We start from the raw sequence: 15,627 nt of genomic DNA, 5'->3' as shown, positions 1-15,627 counted from the left end.
GGGGGTGGCCGAGATGGCGGCGGTGGTGGCGGCCGGTGAGGGGTCGGGCCGCCACTCGGATATGACCACATGGCAGTTGGTGCCGCCCATGCCGAACGAGCTCACCCCGGCGGTCAGCGGCAGGTCGGGGCGCGGCCACTGGGACAGTTCGGTCTGGACGCGCAGGCGGAGCTCGTCCAGCGGGATACGGGGGTTCGGCGTCGCGTGGTTGAGGCTGGCGGGCAGCCGGCGGTGCCGGATGCTGAGGATCGCCTTGAGGAGCCCGGCGATTCCGGCCGCTCCCTCCAGGTGGCCGATGTTGGTCTTCACGGACCCGACGTGCAGCGGCTCCGCGGGGCCGCGGCCCGCTCCCAGGACCGCGCCGAGCGCCGCCGCCTCGACCGGGTCGCCCACCCGGGTGCCGGTGCCGTGCAGTTCCACGTACTGCACCTGGTGCGGGCTCACTCCGGAGCGGGCGTACGCCTGCCGCAGGACGTCTTCCTGGGCCGCGGCGTGGGGTGCGGTGAGCCCGTCGCCTCCGCCGTCGTGGTTCATCGCGCTGCCGCGCACCACGCAGTGGATGGTGTCGCCGTCAGCGAGGGCGCGGACCAGTGGTTTCAGTACGACGAGGCCGCCGCCCTCGCCGCGTACGTATCCGTTGGCCCGGGCGTCGAAGGTGTAGCAGCGGCCGTCCGGCGACAGACCGCCGAACTTCACCTCGGCCGCGAGGTCGCCGGGCAGCAGGTCGAGGTTGACGCCACCGGCGAGGGCCACGGTGGCGTCGCCGCGGCGCAGGCTCTCGCCGGCGAGGTGCACCGCGACCAGGGACGATGCCTGGGCCGCGTCGACGGTCATGCTGGGCCCGCGCAGGCCCAGGACATAGGAGACGCGGTTGGCGATCATGCTGCGGTGGACTCCGGTGGCGGCCGACCGGGGCCGGGTGGCCGGGTCCGCTTGGCGCAGCAGGGTCGCGTAGTCGTCCCAGATCGCGCCGGCGAAGACCGCGGTGGGGCTGCCCTTGAGGCGGTGCGGCGGGATCCCCGCGTCCTCCAGCGCCTCCCAGGCGAGTTCGAGGATCAGCCGCTGCTGCGGGTCCATCGACAGCGCCTCGCGGGGCGCGATACCGAAGAACTCGGCGTCGAACCGGTCGATGCCGTCGAGGTATCCGCCGCGCCGCCGGTCCTGGTGGCCGGTGGCCGTGCGGCGCGCCTCGGGTAAGTCGGTGATGGCGTCGACGCCACCGCTCAGCAGCTCCCAGAACGCGTCCGCGCCGGCTGCCCCGGGCAGTCGGCAGGCGACACCGATGACGGCGATGGCGTCTTCGGGAATGCGGTGGGCGTCATGTTCCGCAGCGTCTTGACCGTTCATTCCGCAGACTCCATCACGACAGGCATGATCGACGACTGGACTACTCATCGGAAAAGGAAGAACAGGGAGGGGAAGCCGAAGTGGCCGAACACACGAGAGGAGAAAGTAATCAAGCGAGTTGATCTAAGCGTATGAAGATCCCACCGGTCAAATCCCTCGATCGAGCGATTATGGATTCGGCCGCACCGACTCAATGCCGTCGAACAAATCAACGACACCCGCTCGCAGTTGCCCCGAGAATACCCGCCTCAAACCTACCCAGAGCCCGTACTTGAGGCGCCCCGAAGGCAAACGTCAGCCATTCCGCAAATGCATTCGAAAGAAATACGCCACCGAACAGTGCATCAGGAAACCATGCGTGTATTGTTTTCGAATAAATGGTCGATGGATTTCGATTTCCAGGCGTGGAACCCGCGGGCCGCCGGCCCGGGTGTCGGGCAGGAGAGCGGATGCCGGCCCGCCGTCAGGTCCACGCCCTGGCGGCCCGGGTGCGCCAGTACTCCTCCGCCGGTTCGGCCAGGTCGGCAAGGGCGGCCAGGTGCTGCTCGGTGAGTGCCAGCGAGCGCGCCTCGGCGTGGGAGGCCAACTGGTCTCCGGTGGCGGCGCCGGAGAGGACCACCTGGGCCCATGGCTGGTGGAAGGCGGCCGCCAGCGCCACCGCGTCCGTTCCGGTGCCCAGTTCCGCGGCGATCCGGCGCAGCGCCCGGGGCGCCTCGTCGGCGGTCAGCCGGCCGTTGGCCATGGCCTCCTTCACCACGATCAGCCAGCCGGCCCGGTGGGCTTCGGCCAGCGCCGGCGCGACGGAGGGTTCCAGCGGGTTCCAGGTGGCCTGCACGGAGCTGAACAGCGGTGCGCCGTCGACCGTGATCGCCAGTGCGGCGCGGATGGTGTCGGCCTGCCGGGGGCCGCTGGTGGAGCAGCCGATACGCACGCCCCGCGCGGCGAGTTCGGCCAACGCCCGGTGCAGCTCCGGGTCGGTGAGGGCGGGGCTGTCCGGGGTGAGCGAGTGGATCCGGTACAGGTCCAGGTGGTCGCCCAGCAGCGCCCGGGTCTCGTCGCGCTGCCGCAGGAAGGCGGCGAGGCTGTGGTCCTTGACCTCGTGGACCGAGGCGTTCAGCGCCCAGTCGCCGGTGTAGGTGTATCCCCACTTGCTGGCGATGTACAGGTCGGGCGGCAGCGAGGCGCGCGCTCGGAGCCAGTCCGCGAGGAACTCCTCGGCCCGGCCGTAGGAGCGCGCCACGTCGATATGGCGCACCCCCAGCCGGCAGGCCAGGTCCAGCAGGTCGTGGCAGCGCCGCCGCATGCCCTCGGGAGAGCGGTCCGGGAGGTCCGCGGTGCGTCCGCCGGTGATGTAGGCGGGCCTGCCGACGGCGGCGAGGCCGAGACCGAGTTCGGGCATGGGCTGCCGGATCCTTACGTCTGCGGTGCGAGTGCCGGTACGGGCCCTTCCGCCGGTGTGCGGCGGAAGGGCCCGTACCAGTATGTGCGCCCGGGGCCGGGCGGTGCGGTCAGTGCAGGGTGATGTATCCGGGCGCCGGCAGCCGGGTGGCCCAGGTGGGCTCGTGGACGTCGGCCATCGCGACGAAGAGCAGGGCCACGGCGAGGGCGCCCGGGTCGGGGACGCCGATGGCGTGGTCGCCCACATAGCTGGCGCGGCCTCGCCGGGGCCGCAGTGCGGCGGTGGCCAGGGCTCCCCGCACGGCGGCCTGGGCGGCGCTGGTGAGGGGGGCCTCGGCGCTCTCGGCGTCGTCGTCGGCGGCCAGCGCCTCGGCGGTGGGTGCCAGGGCGTCCACCAGCGTGCAGTCGCCCAGGGCGGCACCGCCGACCCGGTGCACCGCGGCGAGGGCGGCCTCGGCGGCCTGGGCCAGTGCGGCGCGGGCGGGAGCCTGGTCGTCCGCCGGCGAGACGGCGGCCAGATGCTGGAAGAGCAGTCCGAACAGCGGGCCGCTGGTGCCGCCGACCTCGTTGAGGAAGGCCTCGGCGAGGGCGGCCATGCCGTCCGCCCCGGTCTCGTCGGCGAGCTTCACGGCCCGGCGTACGCCACCGGCGAGGTTGTCGCCGAAGTCGCCGTCGCCGACCAGCTGGTCGAGCCGGGTGAGGTTGTCGCGCACCTGGGTGACGATGAGCGCGTACCGGTCCAGGACCGCCCGGCTGCCCTGGGCGTGCGGCTCGACCGTCCGGGGGCCGACCGCCTGGGACGGGGCCGGGGCGGCGTGGTCCGCGGTGAGGGTGCGGTGCGGCAGGACCAGCGGGGTGTCGGTGGGGGCGGCCCACAGCTCGGCCCAGCCCTCCTCCAGCCGGGTCAGGGTGAGGGAGAAGCCCGCCATGTCGAGTGCGGCGGTGTAGGTGCCGGGCACGATGGCCACCGGCCGGACGCCGTGGGCGGCGAGCCGCTCGTTCAGCAGCGCGCCGATGGCGTGGAGTTCCAGGCTGGTGGTGGCGCCCAGGCCGTTGACGACGGCGAGCACCTCGCCGGACCCGGCGGGCAGGGCGTCGAACAGGTCGTCGGTCATCCGCCGCACCAGCTCGTCGATGGGCGGGTGGGCGATGGTGCGGGTGCCGCGTTCGCCGTGGATGCCCACCCCGTAGTCGAGGATGCCGGGGTCCAGGGTGAACGCCGGATTGCCGGTCGTCGGCGAGGTCTGGGCGCGGGCGGCGACGGCGACGCTGCGGGAGCGGGCCACGATCTCGGCGCCGAGGGCGGCGAGCTCCTCCAGCGAGGCGCCCCGGTCGGCGGCGGCCCCGAGCAGCTTCTCCACCACCACCGTGGCGGCGGTGCCCCGGCGGCCGGTCGCGCTGTCCGCGGCGTCGGTGGCCAGATCGTCGTCGACCAGGACCCGGGCGACCGGGATTCCGTCGTGCCGCAGCCGTTCGGCGGCGATCTGGAAGTTGATCACGTCGCCGGTGTAGTTCTTGACGATGTGCAGCACGCCGCCGCTGCCGGCGGCGGCCACGCTCGCCTCGTAGATCTGCCGGTTGTGCGGGGAGGCGAAGATCTCACCGGGGCAGACCGCGTCCAGGCCGCCGCGGCCCAGCAGCCCGGTGTGCAGCGGCTCATGGCCGGAGCCGCCTCCGGAGACGAGGCCGACCGTGCGCTCCGGGTGCGGGGCGCGGGCCCGCAGGTAGAGCGGGCTGCTGTGCACCTCGATCAGACCGGGATGGGCGAGGGCCAGGCCACGGGCGGCGGTCAGGACGGGATCGGTCTCCGGCAGGAAGTAGCTCATCGAGGAGTCTCCGTCAGGTGCGGTGCTGATGTACGGAAGTCCGGGCGCGGAGTCCGGCGGCGGGCACGACCGGGCCCGGCGATCCGGCCGGTGCCCGCGCCCGGAGAGCCGGGCGCCGTCGCCGGAGGATCGGTGGACTCACCATGACCGGCCATCTTCTCCGAAGATCGGCACGCTCGCGTTCCGGTACCCAAAGGTTCCGGTCAGGGTCCCGGTGTGCAATGCTGCCACCTGCGCAGATAGGGATGACAATCCGTAAAGCGCACCTTGAGTTCATCGGTCGGCGTTTCCATCTTTGCGAGGTCTTTACCGTTGATGGATGTTCGGCGCGAGGACCTCGGCCGGATGCTGCGCGCCTGGCGCATGGCGCGGGACCCGAGGCTGATACCCGACCCGGTGCCCCTCCGCGGCCACCGGTCCTATCTGACCCAACTGGACATGGCGCTTGCCCTGGGCGTCTCCGAGCGCTGGTACCGCGCCCTGGAGAAGGGGGAGGACCGCAGGTACGGGGCGGAGATGATCGCCGGCATCGTACGGATCCTGGGCCTGGCCGACTGGCAGGCCGCGGCGCTGTACCGGGGCACCGGGCACCGGCCTCCCAAACACCGCACCACCGCGTCCCCGGCCCCCGCGCTGCTGGACCTGATGCACCAGCAGCGCTGTGTGAGCTACCTCGCCGACCAGGCCTGGGACGTGGTGGGCGCCAATGCCGTCGCCGCCCGCCACTGCCCCTGGCTGATGCGCGCCGACGCCAATGTCATGATCTGGGCCTTCTCGATGGAGGCCCGCTACCAGCTGCGCGACTGGGAGCGCTGCTGGGCCGGCCCGCTGCTCGACCGGCTCCGCCTCGCCTGGCACCGCTGGCCGGAGAACCGCCGCCTGGACGAGGTGGTCCAGGCGGTGCGCCGCCTGCCCGGGGTCGAACGCCTCTGGGAGGCCCACCTCCACCAGCGGCACTCCCTCGACGGCGAGGTGCTGCCGATGTTCTTCCCGCTGGTCGCGCCCGACCCGATAGGGGTGCGCATCACCACCTGCGCCCCCTTCGACGACAGGTCGCTGCGCTGGGTCATGATCGCGGCGGTGGACGGTTCCATCCGCTTCCCCTGACCCGTGCGCCCTCGGGTGGCGGCGCGCCACGGCAGGTGGTACCCGGGCGGCGCCCGCTCGCGCACGGCCCGGGCCTTACACTCCCGCGCCCTCGGCGAGGGTGTGCTTGACCAGGGCGTTGGCGTGGCCGTGGCCGAGACCGTGCTCGGCCTTGAGCCAGGTGACCAGCTCCATGTGCTTGGTCAGCGGCGAGGAACGGATGAGCGTCTTCCACTCCGCTATGGGGCGGCCGTACTTCTTCTCGATCGAAGGGAAGTAGCTCGCGGGGCCCTTCACGGTGTCAGCCATGTCCGCGCTGTCCTCTCCAGGTGGCCGGTGGCGGCGCGGACCGCTCATGGAGCGCGCGCCCTGGTACGGGATGCGACTGTCCGAGGGGCGCGACGAGTCGCCCCCCGAACGATCTCGGCGGGAGCCTGGACCAGATAAGTGGACGACGTCCACATACAAGTGGGGGACACCGGGATTCCCGGTGTCCCCCAGGCTGCTCCCGTCGCGGCCGGCACCGGGCCGCGACGGGAGCACCCCACCAGGGGCCGTTCGGCGCGCCGGCGCCGGTCAGGACGCGCGCACCGCGCGCAGCGCGCCGTGCTGCAGCATCGCGAAGCCGGCCACCGTGACCGCCTGGAGCGGGATCCAGACGCTGCCCGCGGTGGTGGGCGAGAGCCACAGGAACAGCGCGGCGATGCTGAGCACCGCCCACAGCAGGTTGGACTCGACCACGACCTGCACGCCGAAGGTGGGCGGCTGCTGCCGAGAGGCGAGGTAGCCGACCCCCGCGGCGAACACGGTCAGGAAGGCGCCGAGCGCCACCAGCAGGGCCCGGTCGACCCCGAGCAGGTCACCCAGCGGGCCGGAGAGGGCGAGGTAGGCCAGGCCGTTGCCGCCGGTGACGACGGCGTCCAAGGCCAGGAAGCGCCGCAGCCAGGTGGTCGCGGAGACGGTGGTCTGGGTGCTGGTCAGGGGGGTCGCGGTCATGGCGGATCAACCTCCGGCGGCGGGGTGCGTGGGTCAGGGACGAGGTACGGAACCGGTGTTTCCGCGGTTCCGAACCCGTTGCCTCAACCCTGCCGCCCGCGCGCCTGGGGGTCGATTACCGCAGAGGTAATGCGAAGGTAATGCCGCAGGTCGGATGTCGTTCGCCAGACGCCGGGCAGGCGGTACCCGGTGCCGCCCCGGCGGCCCGCCACCCGTCAAGCCCGTCCGCGGCGGCCCGCGAAGGGTGAGCGCGGTGCCCCGCCGCGGGGCACCGCGCGGTCGAGCGCTCCGGTCAGCAGCGGGGGCAGTGGCCCGCCTTGCCGTGCGGTCGGGCCTGGGGCTTTCCGTGGGGCCGTCCGCACGGCCGGGACCGCCGTCCCCGCCCGAGGCCCTCGGCGATCAGGGAGAGCCCGATGCCCAGCATCCAGACGTCCTTGGCCAGCGGAACACCCTGCTCGGTGGGGCGCAGGCTGCCTTCCTGGCGCATGCCGGGCGTGCGCAGATAGAGCCCGATCGTGCCCAGGGAGAAGGCGGTCAGCGCCCGCCCCGCGACGGCGGCGGGGACGACCGGCACCAGCAGGGCCGCGGCGATCGCGAGTTCGCCGGCGGACAGGAACCGGGCGAAGGTCCGGGCGTCGAACCTGCCGAGGAAGGGGTAGGTGCCGACGGCGAACTCCCTGAGCCGCTCGGCCGTCTCCTGGTCCGCTTCGCTCTTCTCCATCCCCGAGTGGAGGAAGAACGAACCGACCGCGAGCCTGAGCGGCAGTTGCCGTGCCGCGGAACGCCACATCGCACCGGACGTCATGTCAGGGCCTCCAAGCCGTATCCCCCGCCGTCCACTCTGCCACCGCTCCGCGGCGGGGCAAGGCGGAGGGATCCGGTCGGGTGAGGTGCGGCAACGGGCCGCCGCCGAGAGGGGCGCGCGGGCGGTCCGCGGCCGTGCGCCGGGGCGCGAGGCTCGGCGTGCTCGGCTCCCGCCGCCGGCCTAGACCTGGCCGGGGAGGTCCTGTTCGGCCCAGACCACCTTTCCGTCCCAGGTCCGGCAGGATCCCCAGCGCCGGCAGAGCATGTTGATCAGCTGGAGCCCCCGCCCGCCCTCGTCGCTGGGTGTGCTGTGCTGGATCTGCGGCAGGTCGGGGCCCCGGTCGGAGACCTCCACGGCCAGCCGGTTGCTGCGCACCATCCGCAGGTGGCCGGGGCCGCCGCCGTACCGCAGGGCGTTGCCGACCAGTTCGCTGACCATCAGTTCGGTGACCTCGATCAGGTCGCCGAGTTCCCATGCGGCGAGTTGCCCGCGGACCAGTTTGCGGGCCCGGCCGGCGGCGGTGGCGTCCTGCGGCAGGGTCCACTGGACGAGCTGCGCGTCCGGCTCGGCGGGCAGGTGCTCGGCGACCACCACGGCCGCCTCGTCGTACCGGCGCCGGTCCGGGGCGCTCGCCGCGGTCAGGGCCGCCGCGTCCAGGGTGCCCGTCGCCATGTCGGCGGTGATGCCGAGCAGCCTGCGCAGTCCGCTGTCGAGGTCGTCGGTGCGGGTCTTGATCAGGCCGTCGGTGAACAGCACCAGTCTGCTTCCGGGCCGCGCCGGCACCCGCACCACGTCGTACGGTATGACCCCGGCGCCCACCGGCGCCCCGGCGGGCACGTCCACGTACTCCGCCGAGCCGTCCGGGTCCACCAGCAGCGGCGGCAGATGACCGGCCCGGGCGATGGTGTAGGTGCCGTCGACCGGGTCGTGGATCGCGCACAGGCATGTGGCCACCTGGTCCTCGTCCAGGTCGCGGGCGGCCAGGTCCAGTCGGGCCAGCACCCGCTCGGGCGAGATGTCCAGCTGCATCAGGGTGCGGGCGACCGCGCGCAGCCGGCCCATGGTGGCGGCGGCGGGCAGCCCGTGCGCCATGACATCGCCGACGACCAGGGCGGTCCGGCCGCCGGGCAGCGGTATCACGTCGAACCAGTCACCGCCCACGCCGCTGGCCTCCGCGGCGGGGGCGTAGCAGGTGGAGACGGAGAGCTTCGCGGTGCTGGGGACCGAACGCGGCAGCAGCGCGCGCTGGAGGGCCACCACGTGTTCGCGTTCCCGGCCGTAGAGCCGGGCGTTGTCGACGAAGACGGCGGCCTTGGAGGCGAGTTGGGTGGCCAGCGCCAGATCGGTGCGGTTGAATCCCGGCCGGCCCGGGCCGCGTACGAAGTCGGCGACGCCCAGCAGTACGCCGCGGGCCAGCAGGGGGACCGCCATATAGCTGTGCACCCCGGCCCTGCGCATCTGCAGGGCGGCGTTGGGGGTGTTGGTGAAGAAGCGGTCCAGCTCCCGCGGGCGGATCCGCGACAGCAGGATGGGCCGCACCGTCAGTACGGTCTGCAGCGCCAGGCTGGTGCCCGCGTAGTCGGCCCGCTCCCCCACCGGGTGGGGTTCCAGCCGGCTCATCTCCTCGATGGCGCACACCGCCATGGCGCGGAGTTCGGGCACCCCCGGGCCGGTCCAGCGGGCGCCTTCCTCGCCGCGCAGGACCGATTCCAGCAGGTCGACCGCGCAGGCGTCGGCGAGCCGCGGCACCAGGAAGTCCGCGAACTCCTGGGCGGTCTGCTGGAGGTCCAGGGAGGTACCGATGCTGCTGCTGGCCTCGTTCAACCAGACCAGCTGCCGCTGTGCGGCCGACATGCTCCCGGTGCCCCGCGGCCCGCGGGCCCGGTTCAGTCGGGCGCGGGCCGCTGCCCCCGACCGGTGCCGCTGTCTGACGACCTTCCTGCCTCCCACGCGCCGGATCCGCCTTCCGCTCCCGCTAGCCGACACCATCAGTGTCCCTCCGTACGGCCTGCTCCGCCCGTAGCACCGCCACCCGCTCCCGGGCGCCGCGCCGCATCCGCCCCTGGCGCCGGGCCGGCGCGGCGGGGGCCGGCTCCGCGGTGGCGCTCCGGTGGTGGTGCCCAGGTGCGGCAGCCCCCGCCGGTGGGCTCCCCGCCCCACCGTACGGGGCGGTGGGGACAGCTGTCGGGGGCGCAACTGTGCTGCGGGGTCGCACGGGTTCCGTCCGCCGCGCCCGGTCGGTGCCCGCCTCGCCCCGAACCGGGCACGGCGGAGGGACCGGGTGGCGGCACCGCACCGTCTCGCGCGGGCATCCGCGTCCCGGCTCGCGGACCCCTTCGGTGCGTTCACTGATCGCGTACGCCAGAGCAGTGTGCCTGATCGCCCCGTGCGGCGGTCAACCACCATGCGCTCGACCGCATCCTGCCCGTACGCCCGGGGCGCGGCTGGTTCGAGGCGGCGCGGGGGGTTTTACTGGAGGTGGCGGGCGGAGCGGCGGGTGCCGCCCCTCGCCGCGGGGTGCACGTCACCGTAGCCGGCGCCGTACGCCCGAGAGGCGGGACGGAGGTGAGGCGGGTGCGGCCGACGTTCATGCTGGGGCGGATCCTGGGAGTCCGGGTCGGCGTCCACTGGAGCCTGCTGGTGGTGTTCGTCCTGATCGCGGTGGGCCTCGGGCAGGGCAGGCTGCCGCGGAGTCATCCCGGCTACCCCGCGCCGCTGTACTGGACGGCGGGCCTGGTGACGGCCGTGGTCTTCTTCGCCTCGCTGCTGGCGCACGAACTGGCGCACTCGGTGGTGGCCCGCCGCAACGGCGTGGAGGTGGACGACATCGTGCTGTGGCTGCTGGGTGGGGCGGCCCGGCTCAAGGGCGAGGCGCGGACCCCGGGCGCGGAACTGCGGATCGCCGCGGTGGGTCCGGCGACCAGTCTGGTGCTGGGCGGTGTGTTCACCCTGGCGGCCTGGCTGCTCCATCTGGCGTCCGCACCGGGCCTGCTGGTGGAGTCGGTGCTGTGGCTGGGGGTCATCAACGTCCTGCTGGCGGTCTTCAACACCATTCCGGCCGCGCCGCTGGACGGGGGCCGCCTGCTGCGGGCGTTCCTGTGGTGGCGTACCAAGGACCGGCTGCGGGCGACCACCATGGCCACCACCGCGGGCCGCGTCTTCGGTTGGTTCCTCACCCTGCTGGGCCTGTTCCTGGTGCTGCGCGGTGATGTCACCGACGGGCTGTGGCTGGTGCTGCTCGGCTGGTTCCTGGTGGCCGCGGCGACCGTCGAGGGGCGCCAGGCGCAACTGCGCGGCACCCTCGCCGGCATCCCGGTGCGCAACGCGATGACCATGGATCCGGTGACCGTGCCGGACGACCTGGCGGTCGGGGTCTTCCTGTCGGGTGCGCCGCAGCAGTACCGGCACTCCGCATATCCGGTCATCCACGGGGTGCGGCCGGTGGGGCTGGTGACCCTGGACCGGGCTCGGCGGGTACCGGCGAACCGGCGCGACCTCACCGCGCTGGGCGACATCATGCTGCCGCTGGACCAGGTCACCACCACCGCGCCGGACGATCCGCTGGCCGATCTGCTGCCGCGGATGGCGCCGGGGCCGGACCACCGCGTCCTGGTGCTGGAGGGGAGCGCGCTGGTCGGCATCGTCTCCGCCTCGGACATCAACCGCATGGTGAACTGGCTGACGACCTCGCTGCCGCGGGCCCGCGGTCGCTGAACCTCCCGGAGTCCGGGGCGGGCGGGGGTGCGGAGTGCGGGTCCGGGTCGGACCCGCGGCGCCATGCGGTGGGAAGCCGGCGTGATCGGCGGCGTCGTGCGCCGGCCGACCCCGGCGCGTCAGGTCTCCAGGGGGCGCCAGGCGGGGCCGTCGCCGTCCCGCCGGACCCGCCCGAACACCGCGTCGGCGAAGTGGTTGCCGAAGCCGATCGTGTCGGGCTGCTCCAGCTCGGCGATCAGACGGCGGCGGTGCTCGGCGGAGCGGGCGGGGTCGTGGTCGTAGACGCAGGACCACTCGGGGTGGTCCACCTGGACCGGGGAGTGCAGGGAGTCGCCGAAGGCGATGAGCCGGGTCCCGCCCCCGGTGATGACGTACTCCACGTGTCCGGCGGTGTGGCCGGCGGCGGTGCGGACCCGCACGCCGGGGAAGATCTCCTGCCCGTCGGTCACCGTACGGACGCGCGGCGCCAGCGCGGCGAGCATCTCCTCGGTCGTGCCCCCGGCCCCCAGCAGCTCGCGCTGGGCCCATTCCCGCTCGGCCACCAGGTAGTCGGCGTGCGCGAACACGGGCCGGTCACGACCGGGGGCGGGGTGCCAGGCCCAGCCGAGGTGATCCGGGTGGAGGTGGCTGAAGGCCACTGCCTCGATCTCCTCCGGCCTGCGGCCGAGCTTGGCGAGGCTGTCCGGCAGGGCGCCGCCGTGGATGGCGCCGTTGGGGGTGTCGGGGTCGGCCGGCGACGACTGCGGGCCGAACCCCGCGTCGATCAGCAGCGCGCGGTCGCCGTGCTCCACGAGAAGGCCACCGATGCTCGCCACCAGGTGACCGGAGGCGTCCAGGTACTCCGGGCGAGCCGCCCAGGTCTCCTCGGTGGTGTCCGGCAGCCAGGCGAGCGGCTTCCCCTGTACCGCCCCGTCCGGTACGTAGGACACCTTGGTGTCGCCCAGCCGTAGCGAGTGGATTCCGGCCGGTCGGCGCAGCCGCTCGTCCTGGGGTGCGGCGGAGTTCGCCATGCTTCCTCTCCTTTGCGGCGTGAGGTCGGGCCGCTGTGCGGCGTCGGGACGTGCCGCGTCCCTGGGAGGCGGCAGCGCTACCATAAGCATCAAGCTAGAAACATTCAAGTTAGAAACATTCTGGCTTGATGGATAGGTAGGATGGGAGACATGACAACGCCCCCGGAGCCGCGGGCCATCGCCGAGCGAGAGCTGTGCGGCCTGGTGAACGCGCTGGCCCAGCGGATCGCCGAGCACATACGCACCAGGGCCGGCGCGCTGGGCCTCACCGCCGCCCAGGCCACCGCGCTGCGGGAGATGACGGGACCGATGACCATGCGCGAGCTCGCCGGGCGCATGAGCTGCGAGCCCTCCAACGCCACCTTCGTCATCGACAAACTCGAGAAGCAGGGCCTGGTCGAGCGCCGCGCACACCCCACCGACCGCCGCGCCAAGCACCTCGTCCTCACGGCCGAGGGCGGCGAACTCCGCGAACGGCTCCTCGCGCTCCTCACCGAGGGGTCGCCGCTGGCCGGCCTCGCCCCTGAGCAGCAACGCGCCCTTCAGGACCTGTTGGAGCAGGCCATCCCCCGCGACTGAGCCCGCGCGGGGACCGGGTTTTCCAGGCACCTCCGGGAGAGGAGGTCGCGGCGGAGACCCCGGTGGGGCGGGCGCCTTTCCATGGCGTCCGCCCCACCGGGGTCTCCGGCTTGCCGGTCACGAGACCCGGGCACTCTCCGGCTCGGGGTGCCCGGCACTCGCGGTCTCGTCCTGCGACGCCGCCCCGGACTTGGAGCCGCGCATCAGCAGGAGGGTGAGGAGGGCGCCGGCCGCCGCGATGGCCGCCGCGGCGAGGAAGGCCGCACTGAAGCCGTCGGTGAGGGCGGGCAGGTTGCCCAGCTCGCCGGCCCCCTGGGAGGTGGCCAGGGCGGTGAGGGCGGCCAGGCCGAGCGCCGAGCCCACCTGGTAGGTGGTGTTGACGATGCCCGAGGCCAGACCGGCCTGCTCCTGCGGGACCCCGGAGATGGCCGACATCATCGCGGGGATGTAGGCCAGCGACATTCCCAGCGCCGCGACCAGCGAGGCGGGCAGGACGTCGACCAGGAAGGTGCCGGTGGGCTCGACCGCCGACAGCCACAGCAGGCCCGCGGCCAGCGCCGCCAGTCCGCCGACGATCAGCGGCTTGGCCCCCAGGCGGCCCAGCAGCTTGGCGGTGATGGTGGTCATGAAGACCATCAGCAGGCCGGTCATGGGCAGCAGCGCGGCGCCGCTGGCGAACGAGCCGTAGCCCAGGACCTGCTGGAGGTAGAGGTTGAGGAAGTACCACATGGGGATCCAGGCGGCGCCCAGCAGGGTCATCGCCACGTTGGAGGCGGCCAGACCCGGGGTGCGCCACACCCCCAGCGGCATCAGCGGGGCGCCCAGCGAGCGCTGGAGCAGCAGGAAGGCGATCAGCAGGACGGCCGCGCCGGCGAGTTCGAGAATGGTCTCCGCCGCACTCCAGCCGACCTCGGGAGCCCGGACCACGGCGAACACGGCGAGCGCGAGACCGGCGGTGACCGCGGTGGCGCCCAGCACGTCGACCGAGCCCCGGCGGCGCTCCACGGCCGGCAGCAGCCCGGTGGCCAGCAGGGTGGCCACGCCGATGGGGACATAGATGATGAAGACCCACGGCCAGCTCATCCACTCGGTGAACACACCGCCCAGGAATACGCCGGCCGTACCGCCGGCCGGGGCGGCGGCACCGTACAGGGCCATCGCCTTGCCGAGTTCCCGGGGGTCGTGACTGAAGAGCATCATCAGCAGGGTCATCGAGGCGGGGGCGATCAGGGCGCCGCCGACGCCCTGCACGGCGCGGCCGACCACCTCGACCCACGCGGTCTGGGCCGCCGCCGCCACCACCGAGCCGGCGATCAGCACCACCCAGCCGCCGGTGAACACCCGGCGCGCGCCGAGCAGGTCGGACAGCCGCCCACCCAGCAGCAGCAGACCGCCGAAGGCGATGACATACGCGTTGAAGACCCACTGCAGACCGCCCTGGGAGAAGCCCAGGTCCTCCTGCATCTCGGGCAGCGCCACTCCGATGATGGAGGTGTCCATGATCACCATGAACTGGGCCGCGGCGAGCACCAACAGGGCCCACCAGCGGCGTGGATTGACAGTCGTCGACATGATTCCCTCTCCCAAAGGTCATACCCCAGTGGGGTATCTGCGGAGACCATAGCATTACCCCTAGGGGGTATAGAAGAGGGTGGGTGGAGGGAGATCTTCTGAGGACGGATCAACCTCCGGCCGACGGCGCGGGGTTGCCGATCGGCGTCCGGGCGTCCGCACGGTCGGCATCCGGGAGCCCTGCGCGCCACCGCGGCCCAGCCGACTCCCCGCACCGCGGCTCCCGTGCCCCGGCGCCTGGGCCGTGTGAACGGCAGCCGCAACGGCCGCCGTTCACACGGCCTTCGGCCCCGTGCTCGTCGATACAGGGCCCGCAGACCACCGCGGTGCGCGTTCAGCGCCCGCCCCAGAGGCCGAGACCGTGCCGAGCGAGTGGCCGGTCCCGTTCGGGGTCACCCGCGAGAACTCGGAGGCCCTCCGGATCGCCACACGGTCCGCCCGCTCACCGATGGTCGGAAGCCTCGTCGTCGCCCTCGTCGCCCGGATCGCCCTCCGCGGCGCGGATCAGACGGGTCGCCAGCCGGTAGTGGACCAGGATGTCGCGGTACTCCTGGCCTGGGGCGACCGTGTAGGGGAGGTTGGTCCGCTCGCTGCGGGACGACGACTCCCGTTCGCCGGCCCCGGGAAAGCCGACGGCCGTTCGGGGCTCCTCCTCGAAGCGGAGACGTTCACCGCGGACCGTTGCCTCGAAGGAGATGTCCGGCTCCGAGGACGCTCCGGAACCGCCCGTGCCGGGGGGACGACTCACCGGCCCGATGGAACCGTCACGGGCCCCCCGGCGGCCGGCCCTTCACGGCGGCTCGTCCCGCTGCGCCGAGGCGCGGCGACGGGCGGGCCGGGCCCGCCGCTCGCCACCGCGGCCCCCCTCGCCGCCGCCCCCCTTGCCGTCGCGGTCGCCGCGGTCGCCGTCATCGCCGTCGTCCCCGTCCCCGGCCTCGCGGGAACGGCGGGTCCGGGCGGCCCGGCGGCGCTCGGCGCCGCCGCTGCCGGCGGCCCTCCGCGCCGAACCGGCCGTCCGCCGGATCGTGCCGCGCTCGGCCGGCGCGGTGCCGCGGGCCGCGCGCCGCTCCGCTCCCGGGGCACCCTCCTCTGCGTCCTCTGCGTCCTCTGCGTCCTCCGGAGCCCCTGCGTATTCGGGGGGCTCGGCGACCCGCCGCACCGGTTCGCCCTCCGCCGTCCGCCCGACCGCCTCACCGACCGCCTCCCCCGCCTGCGCTGCGCTGCGCCCCGCGGTCCGGCCGGTCTCCCGGACCGCGCCGCCGACATCCTCGCCGACACCACCCACGGCCCGACC

At 73.5% G+C, this 15,627-nt stretch carries 13 protein-coding genes and 1 pseudogene; 3 read left to right on the top strand and 11 right to left on the bottom strand.

Features of this window, described 5'->3' with window-relative positions:
- The 3 genes from E4099_RS16815 to E4099_RS16805 all read right to left on the bottom strand — a co-directional run.
- A partial coding sequence (locus E4099_RS16815) for a beta-ketoacyl [acyl carrier protein] synthase domain-containing protein (RefSeq protein WP_135339884.1) occupies positions 1-1,347 on the bottom strand: 1,347 nt, incomplete at its 3' end.
- A 463-nt stretch (positions 1,348-1,810) separates the two neighbouring features.
- Positions 1,811-2,746, bottom strand: coding sequence for an aldo/keto reductase (locus E4099_RS16810; protein WP_135339883.1), 936 nt, complete (start codon positions 2,744-2,746; stop codon positions 1,811-1,813).
- A 109-nt stretch (positions 2,747-2,855) separates the two neighbouring features.
- Positions 2,856-4,571, bottom strand: coding sequence for a dihydroxyacetone kinase family protein (locus tag E4099_RS16805; RefSeq protein WP_135339882.1), 1,716 nt, complete (start codon positions 4,569-4,571; stop codon positions 2,856-2,858).
- A gap of 315 nt (positions 4,572-4,886) precedes the next feature.
- Between E4099_RS16805 and E4099_RS16800 the strand changes: the two genes are divergently transcribed.
- Positions 4,887-5,678: a helix-turn-helix domain-containing protein gene (locus E4099_RS16800; protein ID WP_135339881.1), complete on the top strand. Its 792-nt coding sequence runs from the start codon at positions 4,887-4,889 to the stop codon at positions 5,676-5,678.
- 75 nt (positions 5,679-5,753) lie between these two features.
- Here E4099_RS16800 and E4099_RS16795 read toward each other — a convergent pair whose 3' ends face one another.
- The 4 genes from E4099_RS16795 to E4099_RS16780 form a co-directional block, all read right to left on the bottom strand.
- Positions 5,754-5,966, bottom strand: coding sequence for a DUF4287 domain-containing protein (locus tag E4099_RS16795; protein WP_135339880.1), 213 nt, complete (start codon positions 5,964-5,966; stop codon positions 5,754-5,756).
- Positions 5,967-6,233: 267 nt separating this feature from the next.
- The gene (locus tag E4099_RS16790) at positions 6,234-6,653 is read right to left on the bottom strand and encodes a hypothetical protein (protein ID WP_135339879.1); all 420 of its coding nucleotides are present in this window, start codon (positions 6,651-6,653) and stop codon (positions 6,234-6,236) included.
- 292 nt (positions 6,654-6,945) lie between these two features.
- Entirely contained in the window at positions 6,946-7,458 is a 513-nt protein-coding gene (locus E4099_RS16785) for a hypothetical protein (RefSeq protein ID WP_245244920.1), read from the bottom strand.
- A gap of 180 nt (positions 7,459-7,638) precedes the next feature.
- Positions 7,639-9,447, bottom strand: a complete 1,809-nt coding sequence (locus E4099_RS16780; RefSeq protein WP_135339878.1) for an ATP-binding SpoIIE family protein phosphatase — start codon at positions 9,445-9,447, stop codon at positions 7,639-7,641.
- 585 nt (positions 9,448-10,032) lie between these two features.
- Between E4099_RS16780 and E4099_RS16775 the strand changes: the two genes are divergently transcribed.
- Positions 10,033-11,172, top strand: coding sequence for a site-2 protease family protein (locus tag E4099_RS16775; protein WP_135339877.1), 1,140 nt, complete (start codon positions 10,033-10,035; stop codon positions 11,170-11,172).
- 119 nt (positions 11,173-11,291) lie between these two features.
- Here E4099_RS16775 and E4099_RS16770 read toward each other — a convergent pair whose 3' ends face one another.
- Positions 11,292-12,182, bottom strand: a complete 891-nt coding sequence (locus E4099_RS16770; RefSeq protein ID WP_135339876.1) for an MBL fold metallo-hydrolase — start codon at positions 12,180-12,182, stop codon at positions 11,292-11,294.
- Positions 12,183-12,332: 150 nt separating this feature from the next.
- Between E4099_RS16770 and E4099_RS16765 the strand changes: the two genes are divergently transcribed.
- Positions 12,333-12,761 (top strand): MarR family winged helix-turn-helix transcriptional regulator, encoded by a 429-nt coding sequence (locus tag E4099_RS16765; protein ID WP_135339875.1) that lies wholly within the window; start codon positions 12,333-12,335, stop codon positions 12,759-12,761.
- Positions 12,762-12,878: 117 nt separating this feature from the next.
- On the opposite strand, the gene E4099_RS16760 is transcribed toward E4099_RS16765, so the two are convergent.
- From E4099_RS16760 to E4099_RS33020, 3 genes and pseudogenes are all read right to left on the bottom strand, one after another.
- Positions 12,879-14,333 carry an MFS transporter gene (locus E4099_RS16760; protein WP_135339874.1) on the bottom strand — a complete coding sequence of 485 codons (1,455 nt, stop codon included), beginning with the start codon at positions 14,331-14,333 and terminating at the stop codon, positions 12,879-12,881.
- A gap of 442 nt (positions 14,334-14,775) precedes the next feature.
- Positions 14,776-15,081 carry a hypothetical protein gene (locus tag E4099_RS16755; protein ID WP_135339873.1) on the bottom strand — a complete coding sequence of 102 codons (306 nt, stop codon included), beginning with the start codon at positions 15,079-15,081 and terminating at the stop codon, positions 14,776-14,778.
- Between the two features lie 42 nt (positions 15,082-15,123).
- Positions 15,124-15,627 (bottom strand): annotated as a pseudogene (locus tag E4099_RS33020) (hypothetical protein); the annotation flags it as partial.

Source organism: Streptomyces palmae, from assembly GCF_004684805.1.
Taxonomy (GTDB): Bacteria; Actinomycetota; Actinomycetes; order Streptomycetales; family Streptomycetaceae; genus Streptomyces; species Streptomyces palmae.
This window is presented reverse-complemented; position numbering and strand designations above follow the sequence as displayed.